The sequence below is a fragment of the Nocardiopsis flavescens genome (genome assembly GCF_900141985.1).
GTDB classification, from domain to species: domain Bacteria; phylum Actinomycetota; class Actinomycetes; order Streptosporangiales; family Streptosporangiaceae; genus Nocardiopsis; species Nocardiopsis flavescens.
In genome coordinates, this window is sequence record NZ_FQZK01000001.1 from 970076 (window position 1) to 985279 (window position 15204).

The 15204-nt window shown below is 74.5% G+C and carries 14 protein-coding genes and 1 CRISPR repeat array; of the genes, 8 read left to right on the forward strand and 6 right to left on the reverse strand.

The window, feature by feature from the left end; all coding sequences use genetic code 11:
• Positions 1-46: 46 nt before the first annotated feature.
• The gene (locus tag BUE45_RS04415; RefSeq protein WP_084736882.1) at positions 47-1624 is read right to left on the reverse strand and encodes an alpha/beta hydrolase; all 1578 of its coding nucleotides are present in this window, start codon (positions 1622-1624) and stop codon (positions 47-49) included.
• A 125-nt stretch (positions 1625-1749) separates the two neighbouring features.
• Positions 1750-2475 (reverse strand): hypothetical protein, encoded by a 726-nt coding sequence (locus BUE45_RS04420; RefSeq protein ID WP_084736884.1) that lies wholly within the window; start codon positions 2473-2475, stop codon positions 1750-1752.
• Between the two features lie 113 nt (positions 2476-2588).
• On the opposite strand from BUE45_RS04420, the gene BUE45_RS04425 reads away from it, so the two are divergent.
• Positions 2589-3251 carry a TetR/AcrR family transcriptional regulator gene (locus BUE45_RS04425; protein ID WP_073375138.1) on the forward strand — a complete coding sequence of 221 codons (663 nt, stop codon included), beginning with the start codon at positions 2589-2591 and terminating at the stop codon, positions 3249-3251.
• Between the two features lie 262 nt (positions 3252-3513).
• Positions 3514-3910: a CRISPR direct-repeat array (repeat unit 30 nt; unit sequence CCGGTCCATCCCCGCGTGCGCGGGGCTTAC).
• A 162-nt stretch (positions 3911-4072) separates the two neighbouring features.
• On the opposite strand, the gene BUE45_RS04430 is transcribed toward BUE45_RS04425, so the two are convergent.
• Positions 4073-4432 carry a MerR family transcriptional regulator gene (locus BUE45_RS04430; protein WP_073375140.1) on the reverse strand — a complete coding sequence of 120 codons (360 nt, stop codon included), beginning with the start codon at positions 4430-4432 and terminating at the stop codon, positions 4073-4075.
• Between the two features lie 202 nt (positions 4433-4634).
• On the opposite strand from BUE45_RS04430, the gene BUE45_RS04435 reads away from it, so the two are divergent.
• The 4 genes from BUE45_RS04435 (at position 4635) to BUE45_RS04450 (ending at position 9412) form a co-directional block, all read left to right on the forward strand.
• A complete protein-coding gene (locus BUE45_RS04435) occupies positions 4635-5585 on the forward strand; it encodes an NmrA/HSCARG family protein (RefSeq protein WP_073375142.1) in 951 nt (316 codons plus the stop codon).
• Positions 5586-5748: 163 nt separating this feature from the next.
• A complete protein-coding gene (locus tag BUE45_RS04440) occupies positions 5749-7356 on the forward strand; it encodes a hypothetical protein (protein WP_073375144.1) in 1608 nt (535 codons plus the stop codon).
• Between the two features lie 213 nt (positions 7357-7569).
• The gene (locus BUE45_RS04445; RefSeq protein WP_084736886.1) at positions 7570-7932 is read left to right on the forward strand and encodes a metallopeptidase family protein; all 363 of its coding nucleotides are present in this window, start codon (positions 7570-7572) and stop codon (positions 7930-7932) included.
• 82 nt (positions 7933-8014) lie between these two features.
• Entirely contained in the window at positions 8015-9412 is a 1398-nt protein-coding gene (locus BUE45_RS04450; RefSeq protein WP_073375146.1) for a DedA family protein, read from the forward strand.
• Between the two features lie 24 nt (positions 9413-9436).
• On the opposite strand, the gene BUE45_RS04455 is transcribed toward BUE45_RS04450, so the two are convergent.
• On the reverse strand, positions 9437-9976 hold the full coding sequence (locus tag BUE45_RS04455) for a GNAT family N-acetyltransferase (protein WP_073375149.1): 540 nt from the start codon (positions 9974-9976) through the stop codon (positions 9437-9439).
• Between the two features lie 690 nt (positions 9977-10666).
• Between BUE45_RS04455 and BUE45_RS33195 the strand changes: the two genes are divergently transcribed.
• Positions 10667-10813: a hypothetical protein gene (locus tag BUE45_RS33195; protein ID WP_245832763.1), complete on the forward strand. Its 147-nt coding sequence runs from the start codon at positions 10667-10669 to the stop codon at positions 10811-10813.
• Between the two features lie 3 nt (positions 10814-10816).
• Here the strand turns inward: BUE45_RS33195 and BUE45_RS04460 are convergent, their stop codons facing one another.
• Positions 10817-12193: a UDP-N-acetylmuramoyl-tripeptide--D-alanyl-D-alanine ligase gene (locus BUE45_RS04460; RefSeq protein WP_073375151.1), complete on the reverse strand. Its 1377-nt coding sequence runs from the start codon at positions 12191-12193 to the stop codon at positions 10817-10819.
• Between the two features lie 372 nt (positions 12194-12565).
• Positions 12566-12817, reverse strand: coding sequence for a hypothetical protein (locus tag BUE45_RS04465; RefSeq protein WP_073375153.1), 252 nt, complete (start codon positions 12815-12817; stop codon positions 12566-12568).
• A 741-nt stretch (positions 12818-13558) separates the two neighbouring features.
• Between BUE45_RS04465 and BUE45_RS04470 the strand changes: the two genes are divergently transcribed.
• Together BUE45_RS04470 and BUE45_RS04475 are read left to right on the forward strand one after the other, a co-directional pair.
• Complete coding sequence (locus tag BUE45_RS04470; protein WP_017542737.1) at positions 13559-13762, forward strand: cold-shock protein; 204 nt, start codon at positions 13559-13561, stop codon at positions 13760-13762.
• A 237-nt stretch (positions 13763-13999) separates the two neighbouring features.
• On the forward strand, positions 14000-15204 hold a 1205-nt coding region (locus BUE45_RS04475), incomplete at its 3' end, for a DEAD/DEAH box helicase (RefSeq protein WP_073375484.1).

Genomic DNA, 15204 nt, shown 5'->3' on the forward strand with positions numbered 1-15204 from the left:
GGCGGCGGCACCGGCCGCGGTGCCGCCGCGCCCCGGGCCGGGACGGTCAGAGGCTGCACCGGGCGCCGGCGGGCGGGGATCGGAGGTCGAGGAGGTAGGCCTCGACCACGTCGTCGACACACGCGCTGCCGCCGAGCAGGTAGGCCCCGTGCTGCTTACCCTCGACCGTGAGCAGGCCCGCGCCCAGGGCCCGCGCCATCGCGACGCCGCCCTCGTGGGGCGTGGCGGGGTCGCCGGTGACCGACACGACGAGCGTCTCGGGGAGGCCTTCGGCCCCGTCGAGCCAGGGCTCGCCGCGGGTCGGCGGCTCGGGCCACGCCTCGCACTCGCTGTGGTAGCTCCCCGCGGTGAACACGTCGAGGTCGAACATCGGCGCGACCTCCCCGACCTCGCGTGCCAGCGCGGTCTGCTCCCGCGGTGTCAGCCGGGGCGCGTCCATGCAGCGCACGGCGATGTTCGTGTCGAAGTCCATGCCGTAGGCACCGTCCGCCGTCCGGGCGTAGAAGGTGTCACGCAGGGCGAGCGCCTCCTCGGGGTCGCCCGCGTCGAGCGCGGCCAGGGCGGAGACGACCTCGGGCCACTTCGCCTCGGAGTACAGGCCGCCGCTGATGCCGAGGTACACGTCCCAGACGTTCAGGTTCCGGCCGTCTGCGGTCGGCGCCGGCGTCTCGACGAGCGGCTCGACGATCTCGTGCAGGCGGTCGTTCGCGGCGGCGGGGTCGGGGCCCAGGACGCAGTCGGGCGAGTCCGCGCAGAACGCGGCGAGGTCGTCGAACCGGGCCTGGAGGCCGGCGAACGAGGAGAGGCGGAACCCGCTCGCGGTCAGATCGGGTGAGACGGCGCCGTCGAGCACGATCGCGCGGACCCTTTCGGGGTGGGCCACGGCGTACATGGCGCCGAGTTCGGAACCGTAGCTGTAGCCGAGGTAGGTGAGCTTCTCGTCGCCGAGCGCGTCGCGGATGACGTCCATGTCGCGCACGACGTTCACCGACCCGGCGTTGACGAGGTTCTCGACGCCGCCGGAGCCCTCGGTGCAGCGCTCCGCGAGTTCGGCCGCCTCCTCGGCGCTGGTGACCTCGTACACCGCGCCGAACCGCGGCACGTCGCCCGCGTCGTACTCCTCGTCGGTGTGGCAGTCCAGGGCCGGGGTCGAGGACCCGACGCCGCGGGGGTCGAAGCCGACGACGTCGAAGCGCTCGGCGACGGGGCTCGCCTGCCACAGTGGCAGGACGGACGCCACGAAGGTGGTGCCGGACCCACCGGGGCCGCCCGGGTCGACCAGCACCGACCCCTCGGACGCACCCGTGGCGGGCAGGCGCAGGAGCGCGATCCGTGCCCTCTCACCGTCCGGATCGTCGTAGTCGAGCGGCACCTCGACCGAGGCGCACTCCAGCGCCGGGTTCGCGAACAGCTCGGCGTCGGCCGCGTTCGTGGCGGTGTCCTCGCACCCGCTCCAGGCGAGGTCCTGTCCGAGGTAGGAGCCGAGGCCGGGGTCCGCGCCGGGGTCCGGTGGCGGAGCGGCGGGTGCGCACCCGGCGAGCGGGAGGAGCACGGCCGCGGCGGCTGCGGCGAGCACCGTCGTGCGGTGCCGGGGTCGGGCGGGGGGCCGGGGGTGTGATCGCATGCGTTGCTCCTGTTCCGGGCCCCGGTCGCGGACGAGGGGGCGGCGGTCGGCTGTGCGTTCTCTCGGGTCAGGGGTGCCGGGACGCCCGGTGGCGGGCAGCGGTGCGGCCGGTCGCCGCGGGGGTGTCAGTCCGCGATCCCGTCGGTCTCGGCGTCCAGGAGCCGGTGGTGGCGGAAGGTGAGGGCCCGTTCGATCCCCGCGAGGGCGGCGGTGGCGGTGAGAGCGGTGTTCGCCCAGGCCGGCAGGTCGACGGGCGAGACGAACGGGGTGAGGCGGTCGGCCCAGAGCGGCAGGTGGGTGGCCGATTCCAGCAGCTGCGGGGCGAGGAGGAGCAGGTTGACCGCCAGCACGACGACGGCGCCGACGGCGAGGGCGCGCCCCACCCCGGGGTGCCGACGGGAGAGCCGGGCGCGCCAGTGCTCGGGCGTCCCCGGCGCGGGTTCCAGGCGCCGCGGGCCGCCGTCCGCGCCGACCAGGTGGATCCGCTGCATGCCGTACCTGCTCGCGGCGACCTCGATGCCAGCGGTTCCGACCGGGAACCGGACCGGCATGTCCGCGGTCCGGACATGGCGTCCGTCCCGGTAGAGCGAGGCCCGGCCCGACGTGTGGTCGACGTCGACCGTCGCCGTCGAGGCGTCGTCCAGGCCGATCGCGAACCGTGTGCGCTCCAGCGCGAGGGAGGGGCGGAACGGCGGCAGCGGCGCGCCCGGCGCCGGGTCCGGTGCGGACCAGGCGCCCGCGTCGCCGTCGAGGCCGCCCAGCCCGTCGAGGCCATCGGGTCCGTCGGGTCCGTCGAAGCCGTGGGGGTCCTCGGACCCCGCACCGGTCCAGGGGTCGTACCGGTCGTTCATGTCCGATCCCGCCCGGGGCCGATCCGGGTCGGGGCGCCGCCGCGACATCTATTTAGCATCTCCATGCCATAAAAAGTAGCACACGCATGCCAGAAAGCGACTAGGATGGCGCCATGCCCAAGAGAGTCGACCCGGACGTCCGCCGGGAGCAGGTCGCCGACGCCGTGATCGACGAGATCGCCGAGCACGGGATCCGCTCGGTGACCCTCGCCCGGATCGCCGCACGCAGCGGGCTGGCCATCGGGAGCATCCGGCACTACTTCGGAGACACGCTGCGCGAGGTCATGCGCTTCACGCTGGGCGTCCTCATGCAGCGCGTCACGCGCCGCGACACGACGATGTCCGCCGAGCCGGTGGCCCGGATCGTGGACGCGATCGCCTTCGCCGCGCCGACCAGCGAGCAGGAGCGCCGGGAGAACGCCGCACTCGTCGAGTACCGCGTCATGGCGCGCACGGACCCGGAGCTGGCGGCCGACATCGCGGCCACGTCCCGTGCGGGCGAGGAGGTGGTCCGCTCGCTGCTGCGCGACGCGCTGGCCGACCGCCGGATCGACGAGGAGGCACTGCACCGCGAGGCGCTGCTGCTGTTCACCCTGGTCGAGGGCTTCTCGTTCAGCTCGGCGCTGTTCTCAGCGCCGCTGCACGAGACGGAGGTCCGCACCGTGGTGGCGGCGACCCTGCAACGCCTGCGCGACGCCTACCCGCCCGCCGGGGAAGTGACCGGCGGGGAAGCGGGGGTCCCGGAAGCCGACCGGGAGGCGCCGGTGCGGCGCTGACCGGGGTGCGGAACCTCGGCGTCGGTGCGCGCCGAACCCCGCGACGCCCACCGGCGCGGTGTACCCGTACCGGCTGATCCGGCCGGTCCGCTCCGCGCCGACGCCGAACGCCGCCCGTGCGCGACACACCCGTCCGAGACCCCCGGGCAGGCCCGGGCCACCGGGGGCCGGGACCCACGCGGACGACACCGACGAGCGCGGACTCCAAGGCGCACCTCGGCCACACGAGCCAGGAGCGTTTCGCACGGGGGCAGCGGGTCCTGCGGTCCAGCCCCGCGTGCGCGGGGCTTACAACACCTGCGAAGAGCCGCTGGCGCCGGACTACGGTCCATCCCCGCGTGCGCAGGGCTTACTCCATGAAGCTGGGCGCGACCCAGGCCGGGATCGGCCCATCCCCGCGTGCGCGGGGCTTACTCCCGACCCCGGCGACCCGCTCGCAGACATCGCCGGTCCATCCCCGCGTGCGCGGGGCTTACTGGTGCTCACCGACCACGGGGGCGGGGATCTCCGGTCCATCCCCGCGTGCGCGGGGCTTACCACGTGCCCGTGGCCGCCAACACCATCCACGCCGGTCCATCCCCGCGTGCGCGGGGCTTACGGCCAGCGGCCTCCAGGGCCGTGGCGAGTGCCCGGTCCATCCCCGCGTGCGCGGGGCTTACAGTTCACGACCTGCGAAAACGTGAGACGTTATCTCCGCGTTATGCGAATCCGGAGAGAGACCGACCCTCGTTCCGGGCAACTCTGCCACGGGGAACAGCACCGGCTCAAGGGCCGGGCGCAGAGCCGCCACACCCACCCATCCCCGCTCGGAACCGCTGCCGTCAGCCGGAGGCGCCCGGCCGGGATCCGCGTGCCTCGGCGATGCACCCGTTCAACCGTTCGCGCATGTCCCTCAGGTCCGTCATCCGCCGGTCCAGGCGGTCGCGCTGGGCCGCGAGCAGCTCCACCAGTTCCTCCGGCACCTCACCGGATTCGGCGAAGGGCAGCAGCTCGCGAATGGCCCTGCTGGGCAGACCGGAGGAGTACAGCTCCTGGATCAGCCGGACCTGCTCGACGGCCCCGGCCGGGTACCGGCGCTGACCGCCCGCGTTTCGCGTGGAGTGCAGCAGCCCTTGCTGCTCGTAGTAGCGCAGCGACCTGACGCTGACGCCCGCCTTGGCGGCGACCTCTCCGATCCGCACCCCGCCCCCCCGAAGCGGTTCCCCAGCCGACTTGCACCTGACGCCGGTGTCAGGTTTTAGCGTAGCGAACGCGGGCCGCGAGCGGCTTCCACGGAACTCCGGATCGCCGCCGCACCCCTCGGGCGTTCGCACGCCCCGCCCTCATGCGGAACTTCCGCCACCCCTCCCCTATCCACTTCCCACCTGGCAGAACGGACCGACCATGCCCACCGAGAACACCGACTCCACCGACGAGAGCCGCACCGCCGCCACCGGGACCGTCGTCGTCCTGGGAGCCACGGGACAGCAGGGCGGATCGGTCGCCGCGGCGCTGCGGGCCGACGGCTGGAACGTGCGCGCCCTCGTGCGGGACCCGGCCGGGTCCCGGGCGCGGTCCCTCGCCGCCGCCGGGATCGAGACCGTCCCCGGCGACCTCGGTGACCCCGGGTCGCTGCGCGCGGCCTTCTCCGGCGCCCAGGGCGTCTTCAGCGTCCAGCCGAACGCGGGCCAGGCGGGCGCCGTCGTGAGCAACGAGGACGAGGTGCGGTTCGGGACGACCGTCGCCGACATCGCCGGGGAGAGCGGCGTCGCCCATCTCGTGTACAGCTCGGCGGGCGTCGTGGGGGCCACCCCGACGGGCGTCGCGCACCTGGACACCAAGATGCGCGTCGAGTCCCACATCCGGGGCCTGGGCATCGCCGCCACCGTCCTGCGGCCCGCGACGTTCATGGAACTCCTGGTCGCACCGGACACGGGCCTCGACCGGGGGCGGATGTCCTTTCTCATGGGGCCCGACCAGAGCCACCAGGTGATCGCGGTACGCGACATCGGCCGGGTCGCCGCCGCGGTCTTCGGCGCGCCCGAGCGGTACGTCGGCCGGACGCTGGAGATCGCCGGGGACGCGCTGACCGGCGAGGACATGGCCCGGCACCTGGCCAGGGCGGCCGGTCGGCCGATCCGCTACAGCCGGCTGCCGGAGGCACTGCTGGCGCGGGAGGAGACCCTCGGCCGGCTGGCGGAACTCGCCGGGGGCAGGCTCGCGGGGAGCGCGGACCTCGACACGCTGCGGGCCGAGTTCCCCTTCCTGCTGTCCTTCGACCGCTGGCTGGCGGGCCCCGGCGCCGGCCTGTTGGAGGAGGCCCTGCGCCCCGGGGACGCGGGCGGGCACCGGTGACGCGTTCGGGGAGACGGGGGCGCCCCGGCGGGGTGACGGGCCGGGCGCCCATCCCGGGACGGGGTCTCCGCGATAGCCGTGAGGGCGTTCCGGTGGGGGATCCGGCGCCGATCTGGTTGTCTGAGAACCCACGGTCACCCCCTCGTCACCGCCGGAGCCCCCCATGACGGAACCCGAGCACATCCCGCCCTCGCCCGAGACCGACTTCGACTCCGTCACCGCCCCCGACGGCACCCCCGGCCCCGCCTCGCGTCCCGACCGCCCCTCCGTGCTGCTCGGCAACGCCACCCTGCTGGGTCTGGGCTACCTCCTGCTGGGCCGCCGCCGTCTCGCACTGGCCGCCTGCGTCACAGCACTCGCCCTGATAGCACTCGTCGCCCTGTTCCCGCACGTCACGGCATCGAGGGTGCTGCTGGGGCTCGTGTGGGCGGGCACGGTCCTGCACGCCTGGCGTCTGACGCGCCCCCACAGCGGGGACCCGTTCCAGGAGGACGGCGCGGTCGGGGAGCACAGCACGGACCGGCACGACGGCACCCGCCGACCGCCCTGGCGCACCCGGCTGCTCACGGCCGCCTGCGTGCTCCTGGTCGCGTTCGCGTGGCTGCGGCTCGACACCTGGGCGGTCCTGCGCGACGCCGAGGCCGCGCACACCGGGGGCGACTGCGAACGCGCGCTGGCCTCCCTGCGGTGGCTCGTCCCCGCCCACGGACTCGTCCACGGGTCGGCCGCCGAGCGCGGCGCCGCGCAGGAGCGGGCCTGCATGCGGCTCTCCGTCGCCCTGGACACCCCCGACCGGTCGGACGCGGCCCGGATGCTGGACGAGTACCAGGCCATGCCGGGCGCACTCTGGGACGGCGCGGGCCCCGAACGCGCCGACCTCCTGCTGGCCGGGGTCATCGCGAGCGCGAAGGAGCAGGAGGGCACCCATGAGGCGCTGGAGGCCCCCGCCCCCTCGCTGGACACCGTGGAGGAGGCCTTCGCGCAGCTCTCGGAGACACTGGAGTCCTCCCCCGGCCAGAGCGGTCGGGCGGGCGCCGTCGCGGAGTCGTTCCTCGCCGCCCTCGACGAGATCCCCCCGTGCCGGGCCCGGGAGATCGACGACCGGCTGCTCGCGCAGGAGTGGGAGGATCCCGCTCTGGTCCGGGCGATGGAACCCCAGGCCGAGCGCGCGCCGGTCCGGCTGTTCCGCTGCGCGGACGACCTCGGCCGGCTCGCCGGCTCCGAGGAGGAGGCGGCGGCCCGCCGGGACTTCCTGGCGGCCCACCCCGAACACCCCCTGGCGGAGCGCTCGGCCGAGGGCCTGCTCGCCACCGGGGAGTACTGCGCGCACCCGGCCGCGTTCCCGGCGGCACCCGCGTACGAGGGGAAGGGACCGCACGCCATGCACCTGACCGGGCTGGACCCCGAGGAGTACGACTTCCCGGGTTCCTGGCAGGCCGACACCGCCCGGGACACGGTGCTGGTGGTCTGCGTGGAGGGCCCCGAGAAGGGCGGGTACCAGCAGACCTGCACCTACGAGCCGGGAGCGGACCAATTGACGCTCCCGTTCGAGGACGTGGCGAGTGTCGACTTCTACGCCAGCGCGTTCACCGTCCAGGCCTTCGAGCTGCGCAGCGGCGAGCCGGTGGAGGAGTACACCGCGGAGATCGGCGACCCGTGCCCCGCCGAACTGGAGTACGACTACTACTACTTCGACTCGGTGCCGGGCGAGTACAACTCCGACTACTCGGCGGCGGACCTGCGCGGGATCTTCGACCGCCTCATGGACTGAGCCCCGGCACCGGCCCCGGCCCGGGTCGCCCGGGCCGGGCCGGGCGGCCGTCCGACGCGCCTCCCCCGGGAACGGGGAAGAGCGCGGCCCGGCCCCGGCGTTCCACCCACGGGGCCCGCGGTCCCGCCCGGCGGCGGTCCGCGCGTCCGGTGGCCGCGTCCCGCGGGTCCGGTCCCCGGTCCGTGCGGGGGCGCTCCACGGAGGTGACGGCGCATGGACAGCGAGGCGATGGACCTCGACGCGTTCGAGGAGCTGGTGAGCCGGGCCTACGCCGCGCTCCCCCCGTGGGTGCAGCGGTCCATGGCCGACGTCGCGCTGCTCGTCGGCGACCGTCCGTCCTCCTCCCCCGGTCCCGGACGCCTGCTCCTGGGGTGCTTCGTGGGTGTGCCGCGCACGCGGCGGGGTCGGCGCGTCCCCGGCAGTCCGCCCGACCGCATCGAGCTGTACCGGGTGCCGATCCTGCGCGTGTGTCGTTCCCGGGAGGAGGTCGAGGCGAAGGTGAGCATGGTCCTGCGGCACGAGATCGGGCACGCGCTGGGCATCGGCGAGGAGCGGTTGCGGGAGCTGGGCTACTGACGGCCGCGCTTGGCGGGACCGGAGCCGGCCGGGCCGCCCGTCTCCGGGGAGGCCCCCGCCGCCGACCGGAGGGAGCCGCACCGTGGCGGGGTGGGAGGCGTGGCTCCTGGCCGTACCGGTCGCCGTGGTCTACGCCGTCGCCTTCGCCCTCACCTTCACCGAGGCGGCGACCTTCGCCGGACTGGTCGTTCCCGGGGAGACCGGCCTGCTGCTGGCCGGCGTCGTGGCGGGGCTGGGCCACGCGGACCCGTTCGCCGTCGCCGCCTGCGGGATCGCCGGCGCGGTGGCCGGCGACTCCGTGGGATTCCACGTCGGGCGGCGGCTGGGCCCGCGGCTGACGACCGGCAGGCTCGGGCGCGCCATCGGCCCCACCCGCTGGGCACGGGCGGAGGGTTTCGTGCGCAGGTACGGCGTCCACGCGGTGTTCCTCGGCCGCTGGGTCGGGTTCGCCCGCGCCCTCGTCCCCGCCCTGGCGGGCGCCACCGGCCTGGACTACCGGCGGTTCCTCCTGGGGAACGCCCTGGGCGGGGTGCTGTGGGCGGGCACCGTCACCCTGGTCGGCTACCTGGCGGGCGACTCCTGGCGGCGGGTGGAACGGATCTTCGGCGAGGCCGTGGTGCTGGTGCTGCTGGCGCTGGTGACGGTCCTGGCGGTGGTGGCCGTCGCCCGGTGGGTCGCCCGCCACCCCGAACGCGTGCGCGCCTGGGCCGTGCGCCAGGCGGAGCGGCCGGGGGTGCGCCGGGTGCTCGCCCGCCACGAACGCGGGGTGGAGTGGCTGGCCGGGAGGTTTCGCCCGCACACCGTCCTGGGGCTGGAGCTGACCGTGGGCGCGGTCCTGGTGGTGGCCGGGGGCTGGCTCTTCGGCTCGCTCCTCCAGGACGTGGTCGTGGGAGAGGAGTCCGTGCGCGGCGACGGGCCGGTCCTGCACTGGCTCTCCGCGCACCGGGACGGCGAGGCCACGCGGGTGCTGCTCGCGGTGTACCGGGCCACCGGCGTGTGGGGCGCCCTCGTCCTCGCCGGGACGGGGGCGCTGCTCACCCGTTCGGGGCTGCGCGGCGCCGCACGCGCCGCAGGGGCGTGGGCCGTCGCGGCGGGCGCCGGGCTTGCGGTGGCCGCCCTGGTCGGACGCGCTCCGCCGCCGGTCGGGGAGGCGGTGGTCGCGGCCTCCGCGCCGGGCGGCTTTCCGGCGCTGGGAGTGGCGTGCACGACCGCCGTCGCCGCGGTGACCGCCCATGCGGCGGGCGGACGGGTGCGGACCTGGGGCCGGGCGGTGGCCTGGTGGACGGCGGCGGTGCTGTGGGCGGGCCTGGCCGGAGCCGCGGTGGCGTACCTGGGCGCGGGCTGGGCGACCGACGTGTTCGGCGGGTGGGTGCTCGGCGGACTGGCGGCGGCGCTGGTACTGACCCTGGGGGACACCTGGTCCGCGCTGGTCGGGCGGGGACGAAGCGCGGGGAAGGGGTCGCCGGTACAGGGGCCGTAGGCACCGTCCTGAGGGCCGCGCGGGTCAGAGCCGACGCGTGGTGAACAGCATGGCCCCGTGGACCGGGTCCTCCTCCCTGCGTCCGGTCTCGGCGAAGCCGACCTTGGCCAGGACGCGGCGGGAGGCCGTGTTCCACTCCCGGACCGTCGCCCACAGGCGTTCGTAGCCGGAGGACCTCGCCCAGTCCAGGACCGCCCCCGCGGCCTCGGTGGCGTAGCCGTGCCCCCAGGCCCGGCACAGCAGCTCGAACGCCAGCTCGGGTTCTCCCGGCGCTCCGTGCCGGCTGTCGATCAGCCCGCAGTAGCCGACGACGTCGTGGGAGTCTTTGCGTTCGATGGCGAGCATGCCGAGGGTGGACGGCCGGTCGGTGCGCAGCGAGTCCTCCAGGTCGGCGAGCGTGGGGTTCCCGCCGGCGTCGATGCGGCGGTGCGGCGGGACCCGCGGATCGCGCTCCGCCCACAGCTCGCGCAGGATCGCGGCCTCGGCCACGCGCCACGGGCGGAGCAGCAGGCGGTCGGTCTCGAAGGAGGGTCCGTCGTGGGCCGGTTCTGGGTCGGTGGTCATCCCGGAACACTGTCACAGACGGTCGTGCGAGGGGAGCGGTGGGTGTGGGGTGCCGGGCCCAGTCCGTCCGACCCATCCCCGCATGCGCGGGGCTCACACCGTGGACCGGCAGGGGGCGAACCTGTCGAACGGTCCATCCCCGCGTGCGCGGGGCTCACAGTTCACGACCTGGGCAAACGCGGGTCGTTATCTCCGCGTTATGCGACTTCGTTGGAAGACGAACCGGCGTTCCGGCAACTTTGCCACGGCCTCCCCCTCGGGCTCAAGAAGAGCGTGGCCCCCACCCCCGCACCGGGTCCCCTGCAACGCGGAGAACGCGATCCCGGTCGCCAACCGGTCCACCACCGGGCCGACCCGAACGGCGCGTTCGGCTGTCAGCGGTCTCCGGGCCTCGCGCACGACCGGCCACCGGGCGCACCACCCTAAATCACCTCTCCCGGGACAGCCCCTACCGACTCCCGGAGTACGCCGTGTCCGTACTCCCCCGTGCCCGGCCTGCACGGCCCCCGGCACCCTGCACTCCCACGTCGCCCCGGTCACCCGGTTCGCCTCGCCCGACCTCATCGCGGACATCGTCCACCAGGGCCGCGACCCCGGCACCGATCGGCCTGGGCGGAGTCGGGCGGCGCCTCCCCCGAGGAGAATGCGCGGTGCTGCGGGCACGCCTGCGGAACGGCCTGCCTGCGGGTGGTGCTCGGCCACCGGGACGGCCTCCTCCACCTGCGCACCCCGTCCGGGCACACGCCCGCGCCGGTCGCGACCACCCCGCCGGCGGAGGTCTTCACGGCGTTCTCCGCCGGGCGCGGCATCGTCGTGGGCCCCGCCCGCGGCCGGTGAGGGTCAGGTCGCGGCGAGGGCGTCCGCGAGTTCGCCGAGCCTGAGCGAGTTCGCGCCCTTGACGAGCACGACGTCCCCTTCCGTGAACCTGCACTCCCCCAGCCAGGCACGGGCCGCCGCCTTGTCCGGGAGCACCAGCGCGCCGGTCCCGTACCCCTGCGCGAGGGCGCGGGCCTCGTCGGTCCCGACCGCCGCGACCACGTCGACGCCGAGTTCCGCGGCGAGCGCGCCGACCTTGCGGTGCTCCTCGGCCGAGCCGGCGCCGAGTTCGCGCATCTCGCCCAGCAGTGCGAACGTGCGGCCCCTCGTGTCCCGGCCCAGGTGCGCCAGGGCGCGCAGTGCCGCCGACACGGAGTCGGTGTTGGCGTTGTAGGCGTCGTTGACCACGGTGACCCCGTCGGGACGGGTGGTCACGCGCATCCGCCCCTCCGACAGCGGCACCGCGGCGGAGAGGGCGTTCGCGATCTCCTCCGTCTCCATGCCGACCGCCTCGGCGACGGCCGCCGCGGCCAGGGCGTTGGAGACCTGGTGCTCCCCGACCACCTGGAGGACGACCCGGGCGTCGCCGTCGGGGGTGTGCAGGGTGAACGACGCCCGGCCCAGCTCGTTCAGGGCCACGTCGGAGGCGTGCACGCGCGCGGACCGGTCCATGCCGAAGGTGACCACCCGCGCCCCGGTCCGGTCGGCCATCGCCGCCACGCGGACGTCGTCGGCGTTAAGCACCGCCACACCGCCGTCGGCCGCCGCGGGCAGGGCCTCCACCAGCTCCCCCTTGGCCTTGGCCGTCATGTCGGGGCCGCCGAACTCCCCGGCGTGCGCGGTGCCGACGTTGAGCACGACGCCGATCCGCGGCGGGGTGATGCGGGTGAGGTAGGTGATGTGGCCCTGGCCGCGGGCCCCCATCTCCAGCACCAGGTGGCGGGTGGCGCCGGTGGCCTCCAGCGCGGTGAGCGGGAGGCCGATCTCGTTGTTGAACGACCCCTCGGTGTAGACGGTCGGCGCCGCGTGTTCGAGGACCTGGGCGATGAGGTCCTTGGTGGAGGTCTTGCCGGAGGAACCGGTGAGCGCGATGACGTCGAGGTCGGGCAGCCCGCCGATGTGGGCGCGAGCCAGTTCGCCCAGGGCGGTCAGGGGGTCGTCCACCACGACCGCGGGCACATCCAGGGGGCGGGACGCCAGCACCGCGACGGCCCCGGCGCCTATGGCGGAGGGGGCGAAGTCGTGCCCGTCCCGGCCCTCGCCGTTCAGCGCGACGAACAGATCCCCGGGAGCGACCCGGCGGGAGTCGTAGGCGATCCCCGTGACGGGGGCGGCGGGATCCGCCGCCACGACTCTTCCACGGGTGGCGGCGGCGATCTCGGCGAGGGTCGTGGTCTGCATGGGTCGGCCTCCGGGCAGGTGGGCGTGCTGTACGAACGTACCGAGGGAGCCGTGCCAGAGTGCGCTTTTCACCGGTTGCGGCCACGGGTGTCGGGCTCGGGTGTCGGGTGCGGTGCAGGCGGCGGGAGGCCGGGCGCGCACCGCCCCCGCCCCAGCGGTCGCCGTCCCCGCACCGATTCCCGGGGCCCGGCGCGCGGACGGCGGCCCAGGCGCGCAGTCGCAGTCGCGCAACGGCACACGGACACCACGGCACCGGGGTACCGAGGCTGTATCAGACTGAGACGGCCCTGGCGTGGCGGGCCCGCGGCACCCTCGCGCTGAACCGGTCGCACCGACCGGGGCGGCCCGCACCCCGGGGGCGGTTCCGGGCCCCTACTCCCAGCCGGTGAAGTGCCAGACGCTGCGCTCCCCGTCCGGGAGGGGCTCGTACACCGCCCGCGGGGAACCGCCCCCGGGGACGACCAGCAGCGCCCCCACCTCCGGGAGGGGCACCTCGTAGATCTCCCAGCGGTCGAAGACGCCTTCGATCACGACACCGTCCCAACAGACCGGCCCGCCCACCAGGCGCACCGCCACATCGTCGTCGCCACCGTCATCGCCACCGATCGGGAGTTCGTCTTCCATGGGTTCGATGATGTATCGGCCCCCGTGTCCCTCTGCGGCGACACGCCCGGAAAATCCGCACCGGTGCGCTCCGCATCCCCGTTGCCACCCGGTGTGAATGCCGACTTATTCTCCGTTCTCACGATAATTTTCCCAGTTCACCCCGCCCCTTCGGCTAGGGGGACACGCGCGGGCGGCGACGCAGGCGGGCCCGGAACCCACGCCTCGCGGCCGTCTCGGCCCGGAAGCGCACGGCACCGATCGCGCGGGTGCCGCTCGGTCCTCCGCCGGGGCGGGCGGCGGGCCCGAGCCCCGGAGTCCGCCGCCCCCTCGGGGAGACGGTGCGGGGCCCGTCCGTCCCGTGTCTCCCGGACGGACGAGGACCGGCGCCCCGGAAGCGGCGACGAGCCGCCGAAAGACCGTCGGCGCCGAGCCTGACCGGCTTCGAAGGCGGATGCGGCGGCCCGGGCGAGCCGGGTCCCGATCCCACCGGAAGCGTTCCTGACGGGGCGGCGGAGCCCGCATGCCAGCGTGACGCGGGCGGCGGCCGGACCTCGGCCGGCGGGGATTTTTCATTTTCGGTACCAGGTTTTCCGGTGCCGTGCGACACATCAAATAAACGCGAGAAAAGAAATTTGTGTGCTAGCCTCTGAGGAGTTGCAGTAGTGGACCCGTGGAAGCCCCGCTTCCCTGGGAGATCACCGCGGTGACGGGGAAATCGTCATACGCGGTTTTCTTCATTTTCGAGCGAGAGGTGCCACCATGGCCACCGGTACTGTCAAGTGGTTCAACGGCGAAAAGGGCTTCGGCTTCATCGAGCAGGACGGCGGCGGCCCCGACGTCTTCGCCCACTACTCGAACATCCAGGCCACGGGCTACCGCGAGCTGGCCGAGGGCCAGGCCGTGCAGTTCGACGCCGTCGCCGGGGCCAAGGGCCCGCAGGCCGAGAACATCACCCTGCGCTAAGCCTGATCCAGGGGAGTTCGCGCTCCCCCGCGACGGGGTCCGCCCTACAGGTGCCGGACCCCGTCTTTTTTATTTTCCTTCCACCGTTTCTCCGGTCTTGATTTGCAGAAACGGTTCTCTGCGCCCCGGAAATTCTCCAGGCGGGCGTACAGGTTTCATCCATCCGGCATACCCGGTTTCCCCCTGTGAGGCCGCAAGGCCTCCCGCCCGGCGAACTCCGACGGCGAAAGGCCCCACATGAGTCATCCGTACCGCACCACCGGCACGAGCCGCAGCCGCCCCGCGCAGGGCTATGGCCGACAGCGCCCCGCCCATGGTGCACCGCGTCCCCGCACGCCCTCGCGTCCGCGCAGCGGCGGCCCCTCCGGCGAGTTCGCGCTCCCCGTCACCGTCACCCCGGCCCTGCCCGCCGCGGAGTCCTTCGCCGCGCTGGACATGCCCGAGGCGCTCAAGCGGACCCTGGCCCGCCAGGGCCTGACCACGCCGTCCGAGATCCAGGCGGCCACCCTGCCCAACTCCCTGGCCGGACGCGACGTCCTGGGCCGCAGCCGCACCGGCTCCGGCAAGACCCTCGCCTTCGGCCTGGCCCTGCTCGCCGGCATGGACGGACGCACCGCCGAACCCCGCCGCCCCCTGGCCGTGGTCCTGGCCCCCACCCGGGAACTGGCCCAGCAGGTCGCCGACTCCCTGGAGCCCTACGCCCGCTCGGTGGGGGTGCGCACCGCCACCGTCGTGGGCGGCATGCCCATCCACCGCCAGGCCCGCTCCCTGCGCCAGGGCGTCCACCTGGTCGTGGCCACCCCCGGACGCCTGCGCGACCTGATGGAACGCGGCGACTGCGTCCTGGACCGGGTGGAGTCCGCCGTCCTGGACGAGGCCGACCAGATGACCGACATGGGCTTCATGCCGCAGGTCACCGCCATCCTCCAAGAGGTCCCCGCGGGCGGGCGGCGCATGCTGTTCTCCGCCACCCTGGACCGCAACGTCGACACCCTGGTGCGCCGCTTCCTCAACGACCCGGTCGTGCACTCGGTCGACCTGTCCGAGGGCGCCGTCTCCACCATGGAGCACCACGTCGTGCACGTCTCCCCCGCGGAGAAGAAGGCCGTCGCGACCAGGATCGCCGCCCGCGAGGGCCGGGTGATCATGTTCCTGGACACCAAGCGCGCCGTGGACCGCATGGCCGAGCACCTGCTGGCCAGCGGGGTGCTGGCCGCGCCCCTGCACGGCGGGCGCAGCCAGCCCCAGCGCACCCGCACCCTGGACCAGTTCAAGCGCGGCGACGTCACCGCGCTGATCGCGACCAACGTGGCCGCCCGCGGCATCCACGTCGACGGGCTGGACCTGGTGGTCAACATCGACCCGCCCACCGACCACAAGGACTACCTGCACCGGGGCGGGCGCACCGCCCGCGCCGGCGAGTCCGGCAACGTCGTCACCCT